The 18,951-nt window shown below is 61.9% G+C and carries 19 protein-coding genes and 3 pseudogenes; 13 read left to right on the forward strand and 9 right to left on the reverse strand.

Going from position 1 to position 18,951, the window contains the following annotated elements; genetic code table 11:
• Nucleotides 1–68: 68 nt before the first annotated feature.
• From V1283_RS10425 to V1283_RS10435, 3 genes are all read right to left on the reverse strand, one after another.
• A complete protein-coding gene (locus V1283_RS10425; RefSeq protein ID WP_334386380.1) occupies nt 69–743 on the reverse strand; it encodes a peroxiredoxin-like family protein in 675 nt (224 codons plus the stop codon).
• A 150-nt stretch (nt 744–893) separates the two neighbouring features.
• Nucleotides 894–1,211 carry a hypothetical protein gene (locus V1283_RS10430; protein WP_334386382.1) on the reverse strand — a complete coding sequence of 106 codons (318 nt, stop codon included), beginning with the start codon at nt 1,209–1,211 and terminating at the stop codon, nt 894–896.
• Between the two features lie 148 nt (nt 1,212–1,359).
• The gene (locus V1283_RS10435; RefSeq protein WP_334386383.1) at nt 1,360–2,241 is read right to left on the reverse strand and encodes a LysR family transcriptional regulator; all 882 of its coding nucleotides are present in this window, start codon (nt 2,239–2,241) and stop codon (nt 1,360–1,362) included.
• Between the two features lie 103 nt (nt 2,242–2,344).
• On the opposite strand from V1283_RS10435, the gene V1283_RS10440 reads away from it, so the two are divergent.
• Nucleotides 2,345–2,578, forward strand: coding sequence for a hypothetical protein (locus V1283_RS10440; protein ID WP_334386384.1), 234 nt, complete (start codon nt 2,345–2,347; stop codon nt 2,576–2,578).
• Between the two features lie 136 nt (nt 2,579–2,714).
• Here V1283_RS10440 and V1283_RS10445 read toward each other — a convergent pair whose 3' ends face one another.
• From V1283_RS10445 to V1283_RS10460, 4 genes are read right to left on the reverse strand one after another with little or no spacing between them, the layout of a single operon-like run.
• Nucleotides 2,715–3,116, reverse strand: a complete 402-nt coding sequence (locus V1283_RS10445) for a hypothetical protein (RefSeq protein WP_334386385.1) — start codon at nt 3,114–3,116, stop codon at nt 2,715–2,717.
• Nucleotides 3,113–4,036: an alpha/beta fold hydrolase gene (locus tag V1283_RS10450; RefSeq protein ID WP_334386387.1), complete on the reverse strand. Its 924-nt coding sequence runs from the start codon at nt 4,034–4,036 to the stop codon at nt 3,113–3,115. The genes V1283_RS10445 and V1283_RS10450 overlap by 4 nt, the downstream gene beginning before the upstream one ends.
• Before the next feature lie 10 nt (nt 4,037–4,046).
• Nucleotides 4,047–4,874, reverse strand: coding sequence for a hypothetical protein (locus V1283_RS10455; protein WP_334386389.1), 828 nt, complete (start codon nt 4,872–4,874; stop codon nt 4,047–4,049).
• Between the two features lie 21 nt (nt 4,875–4,895).
• Entirely contained in the window at nt 4,896–6,086 is a 1,191-nt protein-coding gene (locus V1283_RS10460; RefSeq protein WP_334386390.1) for a thiolase family protein, read from the reverse strand.
• Nucleotides 6,087–6,495: 409 nt separating this feature from the next.
• Between V1283_RS10460 and V1283_RS10465 the strand changes: the two genes are divergently transcribed.
• The 12 genes and pseudogenes from V1283_RS10465 (at nt 6,496) to V1283_RS10520 (ending at nt 18,402) form a co-directional block, all read left to right on the forward strand.
• A complete protein-coding gene (locus tag V1283_RS10465) occupies nt 6,496–9,354 on the forward strand; it encodes an ATP-binding protein (RefSeq protein ID WP_334386391.1) in 2,859 nt (952 codons plus the stop codon).
• A 202-nt stretch (nt 9,355–9,556) separates the two neighbouring features.
• A complete protein-coding gene (locus V1283_RS10470) occupies nt 9,557–9,841 on the forward strand; it encodes a hypothetical protein (protein WP_334386392.1) in 285 nt (94 codons plus the stop codon).
• Nucleotides 9,842–10,007: 166 nt separating this feature from the next.
• A complete protein-coding gene (locus V1283_RS10475) occupies nt 10,008–10,841 on the forward strand; it encodes a sensor histidine kinase (RefSeq protein WP_334386393.1) in 834 nt (277 codons plus the stop codon).
• An 82-nt stretch (nt 10,842–10,923) separates the two neighbouring features.
• Entirely contained in the window at nt 10,924–11,499 is a 576-nt protein-coding gene (locus V1283_RS10480) for a carboxymuconolactone decarboxylase family protein (protein ID WP_334386394.1), read from the forward strand.
• A 122-nt stretch (nt 11,500–11,621) separates the two neighbouring features.
• Nucleotides 11,622–12,179 (forward strand): YkgB family protein, encoded by a 558-nt coding sequence (locus tag V1283_RS10485; RefSeq protein WP_334386395.1) that lies wholly within the window; start codon nt 11,622–11,624, stop codon nt 12,177–12,179.
• 189 nt (nt 12,180–12,368) lie between these two features.
• Nucleotides 12,369–13,074, forward strand: a pseudogene (locus tag V1283_RS10490) (glutathione binding-like protein).
• Between the two features lie 148 nt (nt 13,075–13,222).
• Nucleotides 13,223–13,693 (forward strand): 2,4'-dihydroxyacetophenone dioxygenase family protein, encoded by a 471-nt coding sequence (locus V1283_RS10495; RefSeq protein ID WP_334393018.1) that lies wholly within the window; start codon nt 13,223–13,225, stop codon nt 13,691–13,693.
• Complete coding sequence (locus tag V1283_RS10500) at nt 13,690–14,526, forward strand: alpha/beta fold hydrolase (protein WP_334386396.1); 837 nt, start codon at nt 13,690–13,692, stop codon at nt 14,524–14,526. The genes V1283_RS10495 and V1283_RS10500 overlap by 4 nt, the downstream gene beginning before the upstream one ends.
• Nucleotides 14,523–15,464 (forward strand): D-2-hydroxyacid dehydrogenase family protein, encoded by a 942-nt coding sequence (locus V1283_RS10505; RefSeq protein WP_334386397.1) that lies wholly within the window; start codon nt 14,523–14,525, stop codon nt 15,462–15,464. The genes V1283_RS10500 and V1283_RS10505 overlap by 4 nt, the downstream gene beginning before the upstream one ends.
• Nucleotides 15,465–15,510: 46 nt before the next feature.
• A complete protein-coding gene (locus V1283_RS10510; RefSeq protein ID WP_334386399.1) occupies nt 15,511–16,626 on the forward strand; it encodes an SDR family oxidoreductase in 1,116 nt (371 codons plus the stop codon).
• Between the two features lie 173 nt (nt 16,627–16,799).
• Nucleotides 16,800–17,549: an SDR family NAD(P)-dependent oxidoreductase gene (locus tag V1283_RS10515; RefSeq protein WP_334386400.1), complete on the forward strand. Its 750-nt coding sequence runs from the start codon at nt 16,800–16,802 to the stop codon at nt 17,547–17,549.
• A gap of 103 nt (nt 17,550–17,652) precedes the next feature.
• On the forward strand, nt 17,653–18,402 hold the full coding sequence (locus V1283_RS10520; RefSeq protein WP_334386401.1) for an SDR family NAD(P)-dependent oxidoreductase: 750 nt from the start codon (nt 17,653–17,655) through the stop codon (nt 18,400–18,402).
• 66 nt (nt 18,403–18,468) lie between these two features.
• Here V1283_RS10520 and V1283_RS10525 read toward each other — a convergent pair.
• Together V1283_RS10525 and V1283_RS10530 are read right to left on the reverse strand one after the other, a co-directional pair.
• Nucleotides 18,469–18,636 (reverse strand): annotated as a pseudogene (locus V1283_RS10525) (LysR family transcriptional regulator); the annotation flags it as partial.
• Nucleotides 18,637–18,643: 7 nt separating this feature from the next.
• Nucleotides 18,644–18,835, reverse strand: a pseudogene (locus V1283_RS10530) (YeiH family putative sulfate export transporter); the annotation flags it as partial.
• Nucleotides 18,836–18,951: the final 116 nt, after the last annotated feature.

Here is an 18,951-nt window from a genome sequence, read left to right on the forward strand (position 1 = left end):
TTTTCGTGGCTTGAGTGGAAGGACAGCGGCCGATGGTCATTGCGCCCCACCGGCCGCCTCATGCGCCGTCACACCTTGACGGCGGCCGCCCGCTGGAGGACCGGGATCATGTCCTCTGGCTCAGGCCGGCGGGTGTAGTCGGGGTTCACTTCGGAATAGACGATCACGCCGTCCTGTCCGATGACGTAGCGGGCCGGCATCGGCAGGCTCCAACTCGGGTCGTCGTTGAACGTCGGCAGATCGTTCTTAAGCTGCTTGTAGAGTTCGACCAGATAGTCGGGCAGGTCGAAGCGCAGGCCGAATGCGGCGCCGACCTTGCCCTTCACGTCCGACAGGATCGGGAACGAGAGCTTGTTCTGGCGCACCGACTTGCGGCTGTTAGGGGCGGTCTGCGGCGAGATCGCGACCAGCAAGGCGCCGTATCGGTCGAACTCCGGCTTGGCGGCTTCGAGCGCCTGCAATTCCATGTTGCAGTACGGGCACCAGACGCCACGGTAGAAGCTGAGCACCACCGGGCCACGCTTCAGAAGGTCGGCCGAGTTGATGACGTTACCTTCCGGATCCTTCAGCGAGAAGGACGGGGCGAGGTCACCTGCCTTCTTGGCGCGCCGGGCGGCCCTTGACTCGATCAGTTCGGCGGTGGCGCGGTGCATCGTCTCAATGACCGAGTGAGGAACGTTGTAGGGTGGCTTTCCGGCCTCGAAATCGGCTTTGAAGGCGTCGAGCTTGGCTTGAAGCGACATGACGGTTCTCCTTTGGTGTTTGCGTGGAGGACGGCGCCGCCGCCCGTTTGGTTGAACTCACGCGCAGAAACTAAAGGAGACCGCCATACGAGGTAGCGGGCACGTCGGACTAGCGCTTATTCCACCCGGGAATGATCGCGGTGCTGCGGTTCAGCAGCCCCTGCAGATGATCAGCTTGCGGTCGAGTTCCTGGTCGAACTGCTGTTGCTGGTGATCCCTTGCCGAGACGGCTTCGTGCTGGGGGACATCTGCCTGGTGCGGTTGCCGATGGCCGACCGGAGCAAGCCAGGGCAAGCGCGAGGTCAACACGATCGGCGCACGATCTGTGGCGGCGCTGATCGACACATCGGGGAAAACGGCGACGGTATCTTGCCGATAGGTAGCATTTGCCGGTGAAAGCAGGGCGGCAAAGATGGCGACGGCGGCGCTTGCGCTAAGTGAGCGCTTCAGGATCGAGGTGCGGGACATGGTGACACTCCTTTGCAGGAGGCTCGGGATGAGCAGCTCCGTTGCGTGTCACCGTAGTCATCTGCCCGAGACGTTGAATGCCGGTTGGGATAGAAGACATGCTCGTTCGTCTCACGAGTTGCGCGAACTACGCCCGCGACTGCATTGCCTACGCATTGAATGCACGCTCGAAGAAGGCGACGAACGCTCGCGCTTTGGCCGTCGCCGCACGGCCCGTCGGAAGCACCGCCCATAGGTCGAGTGGCGGGAGACTCCATTCCGACAGGACCGTACGTACGGCGCCCGATCGCAGTTCAGGGCTGAACATCCATTCCGACGCGATGGTCAGTCCGGCATGGGCGAGCACCGCTGCTCTCACACCTTCCGCAGCGGTCACCCGCAATCTGCTCTGAACGCTAACGGCCAATTCCGTGCTTTCGTGCCTGAACGACCACACACTGCCTTCGCCCTGCAGATAGACGACGGCCTGATGCTTGCTCAACTCACTCGGCGTCGACGGCGTGCCTGCCCGATCGAAGTAGGCGGGCGTGCCCAGCACGAGCCGCTTGCACCTTGCGACGCGCCGAGCGGTCAGCGTCGAATCCATCATATTCCCCATCCGGAGAGCCACATCGATGCCCTCTTGCACGAGGTCGATCTGACGGTCGTCCAGGATCACCTCGAGATCCAGCTCTGGATGCTGCGCCATGAACTGCGGCAACATCGGAATGAGATGGATCCGTGCGAACGTGACAGCGGCGCAGACCCGCAATCGTCCTTTGAGACCTGCTCCCGCTCCGCGCGCGGCGAGCTCGGCCTCGGCCGCTTCTTCAAGCGCCCGCCTGGCGCGCTCGAGATAGCCAAGCCCGGCTTCGGTGGGCGTTAGTCCGCGCGTGGAGCGCGTCAGCAGCTTGACTCCGAGATATTCCTCGAGTTGTGCGACCGATTTCGAGACGGCCGGTTGTCCTACTCGCAGCTGTCGGGCCGCTCCGGAAAAGGAGCCCGTCTCAACGACCCGTACGAATGTCTCCATCGAAGCCAGACGATCCATCCTATTCTCCGCAGGAATGAGCGATATCGCTCCGCCCTATCTGCCATGCCGGGCGGGAATTGGCCATCTCTGTACGCATCCGAGCCCGCCGAGGAGAGATGCGATGAACACCCACGAAGGCCAGATCACGATGCCGGTCCGAACCACCGCAGCCAATTCCCGTGGAACGGCTCGCGCGAAAGCCGTCGCGCTCGAAGCGGCCCGGGCCTTGTCCAGATCGGCCAGGGACGCGCTACTGGCCTATGCGATGACGGGCAGCGCCGTGGCAAGCATCGTCGTCGTCGCCGCGCCTCATTTTGAGGTGCTGCTGCGGTGCATTTTCCATGGACGTGGGTAGGCGGCGACCCCGGTGCGCGGCCGTGCTCGCGCGCAAGCCTTGGACGGGCCAATTCGATCCGCTCTCGGGTGTCGTCCTTCACGAAGCCAAGGATTTGGCGGCGCTCGCCGATTGAGCGGAGCGGATCCGCAATCCGTCACCCGTTCGCGGCCACGCTCAACTGGTATAGCCGACCGGTCGCATCCAGGTCCTCAACGCGCCATTCGCCGCCGACGCCCGCGATCGTCCACCTGAGCAATTCCCAAAGATCGGCGTCTACCTCCGAGTCATTCAACGGCTCCAGCGCGTCGGGCAGGGCATAGATCTCGATTCCGTCGGGAAACGGTTCTCCACTGCGACCGACGAAGACGAGCGCGTAGATCATTCCCGAGGGCGCCTGCACGTATCCGGGGCGCGAGAGCCCGTTCGTACCAAGAGAAAACTGCCTGACGAAGAATTCGCGGAATTCCGGGTAGTGCCCGACGCGGTCTTCCGCGAGCACGAGCGCTCTTCTCTTTCCTTCGAGCGCTGGAGTCTCGATGACTTGAATTTCCGTCATGACTGCCTTCCGTCGATGCGGTCCAGGAAACGGTTGATCTTGCCGGCGATCTCCTCGCCGGAGTCCTCTTGCACGAAGTGCCGGCCCGTCACCAGTTCGGGTCCTTCGGCGTACGGCAAGAGCTCTTTGAAGCGCGTTGCGAAGGTCGCGTGATCGAAGACCTCGTCCTCTTTACCCCAGACCAGCAGTGTCGGGAGTTTCGACTTCCTCAGCTCGCGCTCGAGCCATTCGAAGCGGGCCAGGCCGCGCGCGCTTTCGTCCAACGGTATCCAGCGCGGCCAGGTCCACGTGAGCAGGCGCGATGCCGGATCGGGCAGAATGCCCTCATAGACGCTCTGGGCCTCTGTTTTGAACTTCTTGCGGTCGACTACCGAAAGATACATCCCGCGACCAGCGAGAGCATTGTGGCGTCCGAGAAGATAGGGCCCGACGAGGGGCGCGTGCATCATGCGCCAGGGAAATATGCGCTTGTGGAATTCGGCCGGAGGCAGCGGCCAAGCCCACGTGCTCATGATCACCAGAGCGCGGACGCGGTCCGGATTTGACAGGGCAAACCCGAGGCCAGTCGGTCCGCCCCAATCGTGACAGACCATGGTCGCGTTGCGCACATCGAGCTGTCGCAAGAGGCCGGTCAGGTTGGCGACGTGGCCGTCGAGCGTGTGGGCTTGTTCGCGGACGGGCTTCTCGGATAGCCCGAAGCCGATCATGTCCGGAACGATCACGCGCCTGCCCGCCGCGGTCAGCGGCTTGATGAATTTCCGGTACAGAAATCCCCAGGCTGGGTTGCCATGCAGGAGAACGACCGGATCGCCGGCGCCCTCGTCGATATAGTGCATGCGCCAGCCGTTGACTTGCTTGAATTTCGGTTCGTACGGCCATTGCTCATGCGCGAACCGCTGCACCGATCCCGATGCGTCCATCCTTTCCTCCCTATCCAAAGAAAATCACGGCCTGGCCATTGAGGCCAGGCAGCCTGACCACGGGGCCCAGAGATTTGCCGGTCGCGAAATCGAACGCGACCACTTCATCCTGGGCCACGCAATACAGCTCTCCATCCGGCCCGAACCGCAAGCCGCGCGGCTTCCTGAATTCAGTCCCGCGATCCGGAGCAAAGACACGAACGAGACGGCCATCGCTCCGATCGTATTCGCGGATGGTCGTCATTGCATCTGGAGCGCCGAACGGACGCTCACTGCTCACGATCACATTTCCGTTCGGCGCGATCGTGAGGTCGAGCGGACTGAGAACTGGATCTTGGACTTTCCAGGAGGAGTTGATGGTCCCTTCCGGACCGAACGCCAAAATAGCGTTGTCGCCTTCGCCGCCTGGGCCGATGCCGGACGCCAGAAAGAGAGTGCCGTCGTCTCCGAAGGCAAATCCGCGTGGGAACGGGACTACCGCGCTCGGAAGCGCCGCCTCGCCGGATCCATCGAGGGTGGGCGCGAAGGCCATGATCGTCCGCGCAGCGCGCAATCCGACATAGTATCGGCCGTCGGGGCCGAAATTGCCGCCGCCCGGGTTCAGCCCGGGTATGGCGCCAGTCTCGCGTGCCACGCGACCTTTGCCATCGAGCGCGAGAATGCGGTCCGAGCCGCTGTTGACGAAGACTAGCGAACCGAAGACGCCGAGTCCGCGCGGGTCGACGATCCTGGCGTCCTCACTGAATGGGCCAAGCGCCTCGCCGTCCGGATCGAACGCCAAGAGCTTGCCGTACCCCGAGCCATTCGCGCCAGATGCGCTTGTCACGAGAAGGACCATGGAAGGCTCCTTTGGTTATCCTCAAGCGATCATTTCGAGGGCCAGAGCGATCCCTTGCCCGCCGCCGATGCACATCGTGACGACACCTTTCTTGAGGCCGTCCCGGCGCATCGAATGGAGGAGGCGGGTGGTCAGCACGGCGCCCGTCGCGCCGATCGGATGCCCGTGTGCGATGGCGCCGCCCTCCACGTTCACGATCTCGGGCGGCAGCTTGAGCTCCTGCATGACTGCGAGAGCTATTGCAGCGAACGCTTCGTTTATCTCGACGCGTTCGACGTCGTCATTGGTCCAGCCGGCGCGTACCAGCGCCTGTCTGACGGCGGGGATCGGGCCGAGGCCGAACATGCCCGGCTCGACCGCAGCGATGCCGTACGACACGAGCCGGGCAATCGGAGCCAGACCGCGCTTGTCGGCCCAATCCTCTCCCGCCAGCACCATCGCGGCAGCGGCCGTGTTCAAGCCGGGCGCATTGCCGGCACTGATCGTACCGCCTTCGCGGAAAGCCGGCTTCAGCTTCGCCAGCGCCTCGATCGTCGCGTCCGGGCGGTTATGCTCGTCGACCTGGAACGTGCTCGATCCCTTCCGTCCATGAACTTCAACCGGCACGATCTCATCGGCGAATTTTCCGGCTGCCTGCGCGGCAGAGAAGCGCGTGTGCGAGCGTAGCGCCCATTCGTCTTGCGCGGTGCGACTGATCTGAAACTTCGTGACCAGGTCTTCCGTGTGCCAACCTGAGTGCGCGTCCGAGAAGGCATCGTTGAGCCCGTCGCGCAGTACGCTATCGTAGAGGCTCCCGTCCCCCAGGCGGAGGCCCCATCGGCCGCGCGCGACCAGGTACGGAGCGGCGTCCATGTTCTCCATGCCGCCTGCGATGGCGGCTTCCACCGAGCCCATCAGGATCTCGTGCGCTGCGGAGACGATTGCCTGCGCGCCGGAGCCGCAGACGCGATTGACCGTCATGGCAGGCACTTGGACCGGGACTCCCCCGTGGATCGCGGCCTGTCGCGCGGGGTTCATCTTGTTGCCGGCCTGTACTGTGTTTCCCATGACGACCGTGCCGATCTCATCGGGCCGCAGGTTGGACCGCTGAAGAGCGGCATTGATGGCCGCCGCGCCCAATGCGACGGCCGGAATATCCTTCAAGGTACCGCCGAACGTTCCAATGGCCGTTCGAACCGGTTCAGCAATCACGATCGAGTGCCTCGATGTCATGGAAAGACCTCCGGCGAGAAAAACGCGCAGGAAAAACGCGTCTGGACTTAATTGCTGTGCAAGCGACGACTTCGGCAGAGCGATCTTCGCAATAACGCTTATTCCTGTGTGGAATATCCGTCCGGCGCGCTTGCGCTAAAGTGCCTTTCGCACGCAACAGACGCAGCCCAGCGCCCAGCCGAACTTGTCGACCTCGCATCGTCCTGTGCTGTATCTCATTGTTCCCATTGCGATTTCGCTCCGTGGCGGAGGTGTGCCGGGATGCGTGGGGGTGCTGGCCTGGCCGCCGACTCGCCCGGACCAAGGATCGCACGGTAGAATGCGTGGGAGGGTGCGAAGCAGCCCTTAGCCGGGAACGCCCCATCGCAAAGCTATCTGCGGTGCCGATCCCAGAGCGCGGAATGCTTGTATGAACGGTCGTCGCAATGTTCAGCCCGGGGACGTGCTTTCCTTTGGCCCGTTCAGCCTGTTCGTGGCCGGCAGGCTGCTCAAGACGGCTGATGAGATGATACCGCTGGGCGGACGCGCGCTCGACGTCCTGATCGCCTTGACAGAGCGGGCTGGCGAGGTCGTCAGCTACAGGGAATTGATCTCGATCGCGTGGCCAAATGTGACGGTGGATGAGGCCAATCTCCGCGTTCAGATTGCCACCCTAAGGAAAGCGCTCGGTGGAGAGGATGGGGCTCGCTACATATCGAACGTTGCCGGTCGTGGTTATTGCTTTGTGGCACCGGTCACACGCTCGCAAGAGCCGACGGCTAAGGCCGAAGGAATCGCTGGCAGTGAGCAATCGTGGAGACTACCGCCGCGATTGGCACGGATGGTCGGTCGAGATGAAGCCGTTCGAGCCGTATCGGAGCAGCTCCTGACGGGACGCTTCGTGAGCATCGTCGGCCCCGGCGGCATAGGCAAGACGACGGTCGCCGTATCCGTTGCCCATGCGTTAGTCGCCGGTTTCGGCGGCGCAGTCTCTTTTGTCGATCTGAGTGCGCTGACCAAGCCTCAGTTTGTCCCAACGGCTGTCGCCTCAGCCCTCGGATTTATGATTCAAGCCAACGACCCGTTCGGCAGTCTTGTGGCGTTTGTCGGCGAGAAGAAGGTTCTTCTCGTTCTCGACAATTGCGAGCACGTGATTGACTCCGCAGCGGTGTTGGCCGAGCGGATTGTCAGCGAAGCGCCGCAAGCACACATCCTAACGACCAGTCGCGAAGCGCTCCGTGTCGAAGGTGAACGTGTCCACTTGTTGCATTCACTGGATTGTCCGCCTGAGCATGCCAATCTGACCGCGGCGGAAGTGCTGAGATATCCGGCCGCTCAGCTATTCATGGAGCGCGCGACCGCGGGGGGGTATTGCGCAGCTTTGATCGATATTGATGCACCGGTCGTCGCCACGATCTGTCGTAGACTTGATGGGATCGCACTGGCCATCGAGCTTGCCGCGAGCGGCGCCGGATATCTTGGCATTCGTGGAATTGCAGAGTTGCTTGACAATCGTTTTAGCTTGCTCTGGCACGGACGCCGAACCGCGCTGCCCCGGCACCAAACGCTCAACGCGATGCTCGATTGGAGTTACAACCTCCTTCCCGAGCACGAAAGGGCTGTTCTAAGCAAGCTATCGGTGTTCGTTGGGGATTTCACAATTGAGGCAGCCTGCTCGGTAGCCTCCGAGAAGGAGACGGACCAGGCGAGTTCAACAGATGCTCTTGAAAGCTTACTGGTGAAATCGTTGATATCCACCAGCTCGGCAACAGGGCCCACATATTATCGGCTGCTAGATACGACGGGCGCCTATGCAAGAGCAAGGCTGATCGAACGAGGCGAAGCGAATCGCGCCGCTCGGCGGCACGCGAACTTTTTTTCCAGGTTTCTCCAGCATGACGAGATCGTACAATCGAGGTTCGGCGAGCGAGACCTTTCGGGATATGCTTCGCACGTTGGCAACGTGCGGGCGGCGCTCGAATGGGCATTTTCTGACGGAGGCGATGTCGCTGTTGGCATGGAACTCGCGACCTGGGCGGCGCCTCTGTTCATCGGGTTATCGCTGCTCGAGGAGTGTAAACGGTGGTGCGAACGGGCGCTCGCCTGCCTCAATGACGCCGTCCGTGGAACCCGGCAAGAGATGATCCTTCAGGAGGCTCTTGCGCTGTCTTCAATGTTCACCCAGGGCGACGTCGACCAAGTTCGTGCCGCGATCGAGCGCGGTCTTGTGCTTGAGGAGATGTTCGGTGACCGGCGCCACCAACTCCAGCTTCTTTACGGCCTGTATCGGCTTCTCATGCGGCTTGGCGATTTCCGTGGCGCGCTCGAGGCTGCGCAGAAGACTGCAATTTTCGCGGAGGGCGACCCGACGGGCATGGTAGTCGCGGATTTCATGCTCGGCACTTGTTATCATTTCATTGGAGACCAGGCCGCCGCCCAACTCTACGGCGAGCGAGGCATGGCTCGCGCGGTCAAGCCCGGTACGGTCATCCCGAACTTCTTCGGGTTTGATCATCGCATCTACGCTCCAATTAGCCTCGCGCGCACCTTGTGGCTGCGCGGTTTTTCCGATCAAGCGCGCAGTCTCGCAAGAAAAGCCGTCGACGGAGCACTAGGCCAGGATAACCCGCTTTCAACATGCGTCGCGCTGACCTACGGTTCGGCTGTCTTTATCTGGAGCGGGGATCTCCAGATCGCTGGAGACTACGTCGAACGGCTCGTCGAATATGCCGGGCGACACTCGATCGAGCCCTACCGAGCCGCCGGCCTCGGATTGAGGGGCGTTCTTGCCATCGCCCGCGATGACGTAGTGTTCGGTGTCGACTTACTACGCAGTGCGGTCGGGACTCTGTCCGCTAAAAAACTGAACGTTCAGCTTACGCCCTTTGCGGGAGCCTTGGCCGAGGGCCTGCGCATGACCGGGCATGTGGAGGAGGCCCTCCTCACGGTCAATGGCGCTATCGCGCGCACGGCAGGTTGCGGATCAACGTTCGACATGCCTGAACTTTTACGAATCAAAGCGGAGATCCTTGCGGCCACGCCGCAGCTCAGCCGGGCATCGGTCGTGAATTGCCTGAACGAAGCCATCGAAGCCGCGCGCGTCCAATCTGCGCTGGCCCTGGAGCTGAGATCGACGATAACCTTGGCCCGTTTGCTCTCCGAAGCCGGACAGCCTGATCAAGCTAGGCGCGAACTCGCTCTCGTCTACGATCGCTTCACTGAGGGCTTCCAAACCGATGATCTCAGGCGGGCCCGTACGCTCCTGGAAGATTTGGAATTGCGATCGTAGCAGCGGCCTGATTTACAATTTTTTACATCATACAATGAGCCAAGGCTCACTAACTGGGGCATGTTGTTGAAAGTGCTTTCATTCCCGACGGACGTGAAGCTATATGCCAAGCCCTCCTTCTTCGTCCGATGCACCAATCTCGCTTCCTCCGCTGGTTGCTGCATTCGTCGAGGCCGCGAACAGCTTCGATTTGGAGCGGCTAATGGTGACATTTGCAGACGACGCGCTCGTCAACGATCAGCTGCGTGATTACTGGGGCAAAAAGGCGATCAGGGACTGGGCAGAGCGAGACATCATCGGCGAACGACTGACGATCGCAGTTACGAAAGTCGTTAGGCACTACGAAAGCTTTATTGTCATCGCCGATATCGATGGAAATTTCGATAAGCGCGGTTTGCCAGATCCCTTTGTCTTGGCGTTCTACTTCACGCCGCACAATGAATTCATTGTCCAGCTGATCATCCTGCGCAATCGCCACGATATCTGACGATCGCCTCGTTTTCTCCGTCTCTGGAGCGATAAGGCGTTCGCATGTCCGCGCGGCCGCCGCGATTAACAACGTTTTAGAACGTTTAACGCGCCTTCGCGCGGACATCGCGCCATGCTCGCCCTCAATCAGTTCTTGCTGGATACTCATCTGCGAGAGCACGCGCATGCACGATATGAGTGACCATAACGGGACGGAAGAACGCAACGATAGTTTGCGGGCAACCGCTGGCGTGACGCGACCGGTATGTTGGAACATGACGACCACTGCTGCACCGCACGGAATATCGAACTTCGAGACGGTACTGCTCGCCATAGCCGGATACGATCTCCGGCAGCCACTCCAGGTTATTCAAAGCGCTCACGAACTCCTTGGGCTTGGAATCCGAACGGGCTCCGAACTGCGATACTTGCGGTCCGGTCAAAGTGCGATCGACCGGCTTAAGGACCAACTGGAGCAGATCCTGTCTGCGCTACGCTTCCGAGAACGTGCGGGGCGCGTCGAGCTGACGCCTGTACGCGTCCATCAGGTGCTCCGGCAGGCTTGCCGCGAGAATCAACAGGCTGCGCTGAGGAAGGGCGTAAGCATCCACATGGTCTCCACCAACGCCACGATACTAAGCGATGGCCTGCTTCTCGGCGCCGCCCTGCGCAATTTGGTCAGCAATGCAATCAAGTACACCCAGCCGGGAGGTCGCGTCCTTCTTGGCTGCAGGCACTCCCGTTTGGGTGTCCGGATCGATGTCTACGACACCGGCACTGGAATTCCTGGCGAACAAATTCCGAAGATCTTCGAGGCTTTCACGCGCCTTGATGCCGCACAATGCGACGGTCTGGGCATCGGTCTCTTCATCGTGCGCAACGCGCTCGGAATTCTGGGCCACCGCATCGACGTCGCCTCTACTCCATGCCGCGGGTCTCGCTTTTCCATTTTCGTTGCGCGCGGGAAGAAGAGGGAACAAACGAGGGCAAGTAAAGGTCCCCATTCCCCATCGGAATGAATGATATCGCCAGATCGCGGCTGCCGCACCGTCGGGGAGTGGGGGATGGTGCGGCCACATTGCTCAAGAAGGGAGAAGACAAATGATCAACGGATTCACGCTTCACGAGACTACCACCGCGCCGGCGGCCTCGGCCGAAATTCTAAACGGCATCCAGAAAGGCTGGGGCTTCGTGCCCAACCTGCACCGCATTCTCGCCGAAAGTCCGGCGGCGCTCGAGGCCTACAGCACGCTGTGGGGCATTGCCGAGAAAACGGGCTTCACGCCGCAGGAGCGGAACATCGTCTATCTCGCGATCATCTACGAGAACGAGTGCACCTATTGCATGGCGGGACATACCAACCTTTCGCGCATGGCGAAGGTCGATAATGCCGCGATCGCGGCTGTCCGTGAAGGCCGCCCCATCGCCGACGCGAAGCTCGAGGCGCTGCGCCAGTTCGCCGCAAAAGTAACCCGCCAGCGCGGCGTGGTGAGCCAGGCCGATGTCGCTGCCTTCAAGGCCGCGGGCTATGACAATCGAGCGGTGCTCGATGTGCTCGTTCTGGCCGCGACCAAGCTGATCTCGAATTACACCAATCACCTCGCCGATACACCGAACGATTCCTTCATGAAGGGTGCCGAGTGGACGCCGCCGGGCAAACTCAAACCCGCCGCCTGACCGGCGTCAGAAAGCCGTCCTCGCTTCGCGGCGGGGGCGGCGTGGTCCAACGCTGAAAATCGACTTCCCCACGGTCGCGTGAAGCGACTGCATGTCGACGCTCGACCCAAGGAGTTACGACAATGAACGCGATTCTCAACATGGCAATCAGCCCGTTCGTCCTGATCCTGCGCCGCTCCGGCCTGCTCACCGAGGATCTCGACTACCATCTGGTCCGCGCATCAATGGTGATCATGTTTTTCTTCTTCGGTTACCAGAAGTGGTTTCCGTACGAGTTCGAAAGACTGGTCCCCTTCATCAGCAACGGGCCGCTGATCTGGTGGCTGTATCCGGTGTTCGGCCACGCCGGCGCCAGCTACTTCCTGGGCGTCTCGGAGTGGACGTTCGGCGCCCTGCTGCTTGCGGGGTTCTGGGACAAGCGGCTCGGAATTCTCGGCGCCGCCGGCTCGACCGCGACCTTCATCGCAACGGCCACGATCATTCCGTTCATGCCGGAGGGCTGGGATCCTGCGGCCGGATTTCCGGCAATGACCGGCAACGTCCCGTTCCTGATGAAGGACGTCGTGCTGCTCGCCGTCTCGTTCTATCTGCTGAAGCAGGATGTGGTGCGCGTCACCCAACATGAAGCGGCCATACAGCGCTCGAAGACCGCTGGTCTCGTTCATTCCGGACAGGAATGAATGATATTGCCTTAGAGCGACTGCCCCGGCGCCGGCGGATGCGCAAGTTTGTCCGTTATGAAGGGCGCCGAGTGGAGCGCACCGGGCAAGCTGAAGCCCACCGCCTGACCCGCGACCGAGGCCGCCCTTGCGTCGGGGGTAGGGGGCGGCGTTCGCGACCTTGCACTTGGCCAAGCCGAGGAGACCGAAATGATCGACCTTTACTACTGGCCGACGCCGAACGGCCACAAGATCACTATGTTCCTGGAGGAAGCGGGACTAGACTACACGATCCATCCGGTCGATATCAGCGCCGGTGATCAGTTCAAGCCCGACTTCCTCGCCATCTCGCCGAACAACCGCATGCCGGCGATCATCGATACCGCGCCGGCTGATGGCGGCGAGCCGATCAGCCTGTTCGAGTCAGGCGCCATCCTGTTGTACCTCGCCGACAAGACCGGCCGCTTCCTGCCGAAGGATGTACGCGGCCGCAAGGCTGCGACAGAGTGGCTGTTCTGGCAAGTGGGCGGGCTGGGACCGATGGCCGGACAGAACCACCATTTCGGCGTCTACGCGCCAAGCAAAATTCCTTACGCGATCGACCGCTACGTAAAGGAGACGAACCGTCTATACGGCGTGCTCGACCGTCATCTGGAGAGCCCGCACGTTCGTCGCTGGCCACGACTACAGCATTGCCGACATGGCTTCCTATCCGTGGATCGTTCCCTGGAAGCGCCAGCAGCAGAATCTGGATGACTTCCCGAACCTGCGGCGCTGGTTCGACAGGGTGCGCCAGCGCCCCGGGACGCAGCGGGCCTACGCCAGGGGCGAGCCGTACTCGAGCCGTCCCGCCGTCACCGAGGAAGGGAAGAAGATCCTGTTCGGACAGACCGCCGCAAGAGTGCCGGCAGTCTGACGACAAGGCACCGCAAATCTCCCGAGGTCCCATTTGCGTGTTGGAGGGTAAAATGACGACTACGTCCTCATCGAAGCAACAGCAGGCGTCCGAGCGCCGTTCCATCGATCAGAGCAAGATCGCCTACCAGAAGCCCCAGCCCGCAGGCATGGTGCCGGATGTATTCGTCGGTTCCGCGCTGGAACTCGACGGAGACGAACGCGAGTGGGTCCCGCAGTCGCCGACCGTCGCGTTCAGGCCGCTCGTCCTGAACGTGAGCCAGGGATATTACATCAACATCCTTCGGGTTCGGTCCTCGGGCGTGCTGTCGCGCCACCGCCATTCCGGACCGGTGCACGCCTTCACGCTGCGCGGAAGATGGCACTACCTCGAGCATGACTGGGTCGCGACGCCAGGCGATTACGCGTTCGAACCACCCGGCGAGACACACACGCTGGTCGTTCCGGACGATGTGAAGGAAATGGCCACGCTCTTTCACGTGACGGGCGGATACACCTACGTCGATCCCTACGGCGAGGCACTCGGATACGAAGATGTTTTCACCAAGCTCGAGCACGCGACCAGGCACTACGAAGCCGTGGGGCTCGGCAAGGACCATGTGAAGAGGATCGTCCGATGACGAAGCGCGAGACCGTCAATGTCAGCGGGGTTCCGATCAGCTATCTGACTGCGGGGAAGGATGGTCCCTTGGTGTTGCTACTTCATGGCACCTATTGGAGCCGCGTCTGGCAACCCGTCCTCGACGGTATCGCCGCGGCGGGCCTTCGCCCGGTGGCGGTCGATTTCCCCGGCTTCGGCCGCTCCGGAGGTGAACTCACCGTGAGCGAGGCTTCAGTCCCGCGTCTCTCCGCCTGGCTGGTGGGCTTCCTCGAAGCGCTCGGGCACAAGGGACCGGTCATGGTCGCCGGCCACGACATCGGGGGAGGCGTGGCGCAGCATCTCGCGCTCGCAGGAACCGTGGAGGTGCCGCGCGTGGCCGTGGTGAACGGCATCATGTACGATTCGTGGCCGGTACCCGGCGTTGCTCGCTTTCGGGATCCGGTAGTGGCCGCCGCGACGACGCGGGATGATGTACTGGCCGCGCGCCGCGTGTCTGTCGTGAAAGCGCTTGGGCGCCCCGCAAGCGAAGCCGAGATCGGCGAATATCTCGATCCCTGGACAGACCCGAGGGTTGCCCGCTCCTGGCTGGCGCTCGCGGGCGCCGCGGACCACCGCTACACCATGGAGATGCTGCCGGCTCTTCTGCAGTCAAAGACGCCCAAGCTTCTGGTGTGGGGGGAGGACGACCCATTTCAGACGATCGACTATGCCGAACGCTACGCACGGGAGATCCCGGAAACGCGGCTCGTCCGGATCAAGTCGGCCGGCCACATCCCGATGGAGAACGATCCTCAAGCAGTAGCGGGAGCCCTAGCCGAATTCTTTGCCGCCAAACAACGAGAAAGCCCATGAAAGTTGCGATCCTCGACGACTACCAGAACGTTGCGCTGCGGCTTGCCGACTGGTCGGCCGTCCGGCGGCACGCCGAGATCACTGTATTCAACGATCATATTGCCGATCCCTTGGGAGTGGTCGAGCGCCTGCGCCCGTTCGACGCGATATGCGTCATGCGCGAACGCACGCCGCTTACGAGGGAGATCCTGCAGCAGCTGCCGAATCTCAAGCTGATAGCGTCGACCGGACCGCGAAACGCGTCCATCAACAGCCAGACCGCGACCGATCTCGGCATCGCGGTCACAGCGACCGGCTATGACTCCACACCCACCATCGAGTTCACCTGGTCGCTGATTTTGGCCAGCATGCGAGGCATCGACCGGGAAGCCGCTTCGCTCAAGGCCGGGGGATGGCAGACAAGCCTCGGCGCAAATCTGAAAGGCAAGACGCTTGGCGTCGTCGGGCTGGGCAACATCGGAACAGAAGTGGCGCGCATCGGCGTCGCGTTCGGCATGAAGGTGATCGCCTGGAGCCAGAACCTCACGGAGGAGAAAGCCAGCGCCGCCGGTGCCACCCTCGTGGACAAGCAGACGCTGTTCCGCGAGGCCGACATCGTGACAGTCCATCTCGTCCTGAGCAGCCGTACCAAAGGGCTGATCGGGGCACCCGAGTTCGCCCTGATGAAGCCGACGGCGAGAATGGTCAACACATCGCGTAGTCCGATCGTCGACGAGGTGGCTCTGATCGAAGCGCTGCAGGCGCGCCGGATAGCCGGGGCCGCGGTCGACGTATTTGACGTGGAGCCGCTGCCTCCTGATCACCCCTTCCGGAAGCTGGAGAACGTCCTCGCGACGCCTCACATCGGCTACGTAACCGAAGATCTCTATCGGACCTTCTACTGCGACGCCGCTGCCAGCATCGTCAAATGGCTCGAGGTTAACGCGACGGCCGCATAGGCATCGGCGACGAGCAAACCTGCTCTTCAAGAGGAGTCCAAGAATCATGAGCATGAACAATCAAAGCAAGATCGTTCCGAAGAAGGTGCTGGTCACAGGTGCAAGCGGCCTGCTGGGGGTCGCCGCGATCGAGAAGTTTCTTGCCGCGGGTTGGGAGGTAGTAGGCGTTTCACGCCGCAAGCCCGAGCTGCCTAGCGGCCGCGACGTCCAGTTTCTGTCCGTCGATCTGCGGGACGAGAAAAAGGCCCGCGCCGCGTTCGAGCCGCTGACTGACATCACGCACATCGCCTACACGGCTCTGCACGAGAAGCCTGAGCTGGTCGCTGGCTGGTCGAGCAAGGAACAGATCGAGACCAACAACGCCATGCTGCGCAACGTGGTGGAGCCGATCTTGCGCACCGCCTCCGATTTCCAGCACATCAGCATTCTGCAGGGAACGAAGGTCTACGGCGTGCACCTGCACCCGATCCCTATCCCGGCCCGCGAACGTGATGCCCGCAACGATCATCCGAACTTCTTCTTCGACCAGGAAGCCTATGCGGGTGAGATGGGTGCCAAGCATGGCTTCAATTACACGGCTTTACGCCCGCAGCTCGTCACTGGTCCGACCCCAGGCGCATTGAACGTTATCCCCGCCATTGGCGTCTACGCGGCAATCCGTCGCGAGAAGGATGAACCGTTCGGCTTTCCTGGCGGCCCGTCGTTCGTGTGGGAGGCCGCCGATGCGGATCTCGTCGCGGACGTGATGGTCTGGGCTGCGCAGTCACCCCAGGCGGCGAACGAGGCTTTCAACATCACCAACGGCGATGTGTTCGAGTGGCGCAATGTGTGGCCGGCCATCGCCGAAACCCTCGGCGCCAAAGCCGGCCCGGACATGCCAACGAGCGTGACAGCATACCTCGAAGAAAACGCCGATGTCTGGAACAAGCTCGTCGCGAAGCACGATCTTCGCTCGCGGAACCTGCGGGAGCTGGTTGGTCAAGGAGACCAGCACGCGGACTTCGCGTTCGCTTATGGTGCCCCAGCAGGGCCGCGGGCCTTCGTGAGCACCGTCAAGCTGCGCCAGGCTGGGTTCACAAAGACGGTCGATACCGAGGTCTCATTCCGTGGCGCGCTGCAGTCCTTGATCGACCGCAAGCTCTTACCGCCTGCTGCAAACTAGGCAACTCGGGTTGGGCGTGCGCTTGCGGAGCGGCAATTCCAACCAGGAATAAGTTCTATTCCATCAGGCCGTCCCAGTGCTGACACCGCGGTGGCAGCAGACGGCCTCTAGGTTCGTCCCTCTGCAAGGGCATGGCTCGTGCCGCGCCCACTCCAACGACTGAGGAAGCAACGATGTCGAGACTACGAGACAAAATCGCCTTAATTACCGGCGGTACCAGTGGGATTGGACTGGCTGCTGCGCAACGGTTCGCGGCTGAAGGGGCGTTCGTCTATATCTTCGCGCGCCGTCAGGAAGAATTGGGCAAGACGATCGCCTCGATCGGCCGGAACGTCACCGGCCTGCAGGGCGACGTCCGCAAGCTCGAGGACCTCGACCAGCTCTACGCCAGGATCGCATCCGACGGCCGCAAGCTCGACGTGGTGGTCGCCAATGTCGGCGCTGTCAACAGCGTGAAGCTCGCCGATGTCAGCCTCGAGAGCTTCAACCACAATTTCGATACGAACGCCCGCGGCGTGCTGTTCACGGTGCAGAAGGCGCTGCCGCTCCTGAACAATGGCGCATCGATCATCCTGACGAGCACGATCGCCTCCCTGCGCGGCTTCCCGGGCCGCAGCGCCTACGCTGCCTCAAAAACAGCGCTGCGCTCCTACGCCCGGACCTGGACGATGGAGCTCAAGGATCGCGGCATCCGGGTCAATACGATCACGCCCGGTCCTTGCGATACGCCGCTGATTGACGCCGAGACCAGATCACCCGAGGAGGCGGCCGCTGTCCGTGCCAAACATGCCGCGAACATTCCTCTCGGCCGCATGGCGCGGCCCGAGGAGATCGCGGCCGCGATGCTGTTCCTGGCCTCCGACGACAGCAGTTTCGTCGCCGGCAGCGAACTGCTCGTGGACGGCGGCATGTGCTCCGTCTGAGCAGCCGGACGATCGTTTTCGAGCGCGTCGCCATCGTCCGGCGCGCCGTTTTCGCGACGGGCGCTAGCGCGGCCGTTCCCATCTTGTAAAGAGGATAATCTCAATGCCAAAGCTCCAAGGAAAAGTTGCACTCGTCACTGGTGGCAGCAGCGGAATGGGTCTCGCCACCGCCAAGCGCTTCGTTGAAGAGGGTGCGTTCGTCTACATCAGCGGGCGCCGCCAGATGGAACTGGATAAAGCTGTGTCGTTGATCGGCCGGAGCGTCGCCGGCGTGCAGGGTGACGTGTCCAAACTTGCCGATCTCGATCGGCTCTACGCGAGGATCGCCAGCGAGAAGGGCAAGATCGACATCCTCTTCGCGGGGGCCGGCATCGTTGATCCTCAGCCGCTCGCCGAGACGACGGAGGAAAGCTTCGACAAAGTGTTTGCGATCAATACGCGGGGCCTGGCCTTTACGGTGAAGAAAGCCCTGCCACTTCTGAATGATGGTGGGGCGATCATTGTGATCACCTCCATCGCCGAGAACAAGGGTATTCCCGGCTTCACCGCTTACAGCGCGACCAAAGCGGCAGTGCGCTCCTTCGTCCGGACGTGGACGGCGGAGTTAAAGGATCGTCGCATTAGGGTCAATGCGATCAGCCCGGGCCCGATCGACACGCCGATCTTCGAGCAGCAGGCGCCGACCAAAGAGGGGGCCGACCAAGCCCGCGCGCAGTTCGCCGCCGCCGTTCCGTTCGGGCGGCTTGGCCGCCCGGAGGAGATCGCGTCGGCCGCCTTGTTCCTCGCTTCTGACGAAGCAAGTTTCGTCGCAGGCGTGGACCTCCCGGTCGATGGTGGCATGACCGCGATTTGAAGCTGCGACCCGTCGCTCTCAATCACAGTCTGACTTGAGAGCGGCGGGTCGTTGCCGGACGCGCGTTACGATGCCGCGGCCGACACGGTCGAATAGCTTGATGTTGTAACGCTCCTCCAGCGCCGCGACGGCCGCCCTGGTGGCCGATTGGGTCAGGTTCAGCTCCCGGGCGGCCTGAGTAACATGCTGCTTCTCGGCGACCACGACGAATATCCGGAGTTGCTCAAGCGTCATGATCTGATCATCCCGCTAGTTTGATGAGTGTGAGGCTGAAGGTCGCGATGAAGAGGAAGGCCAACGCACCCAGTATAGCCGGACGGAGTCCCTTCGCGTAGAGCCTGGCGACGTCGGTCTCGAGCCCCATCGCGGCGAGCGCCACCGTCAGCAGGAAGGCCGTGAGCGTCGTGATCTCCTTCCCGGCTTCGGACGGAATATTGTTGTTCCATTCGTTTTTATAGATTGATTCCGTCGATGCTAATGCGCTTAAGGTGTCAATCGGCTTGCAAATTTTGACCCCCTGTGGCGGCTGGACATGAACCTGCTTCCGGA

This window comes from Bradyrhizobium sp. AZCC 2262, from assembly GCF_036924535.1.
In the GTDB taxonomy this organism is placed as follows: Bacteria; Pseudomonadota; Alphaproteobacteria; order Rhizobiales; family Xanthobacteraceae; genus Bradyrhizobium.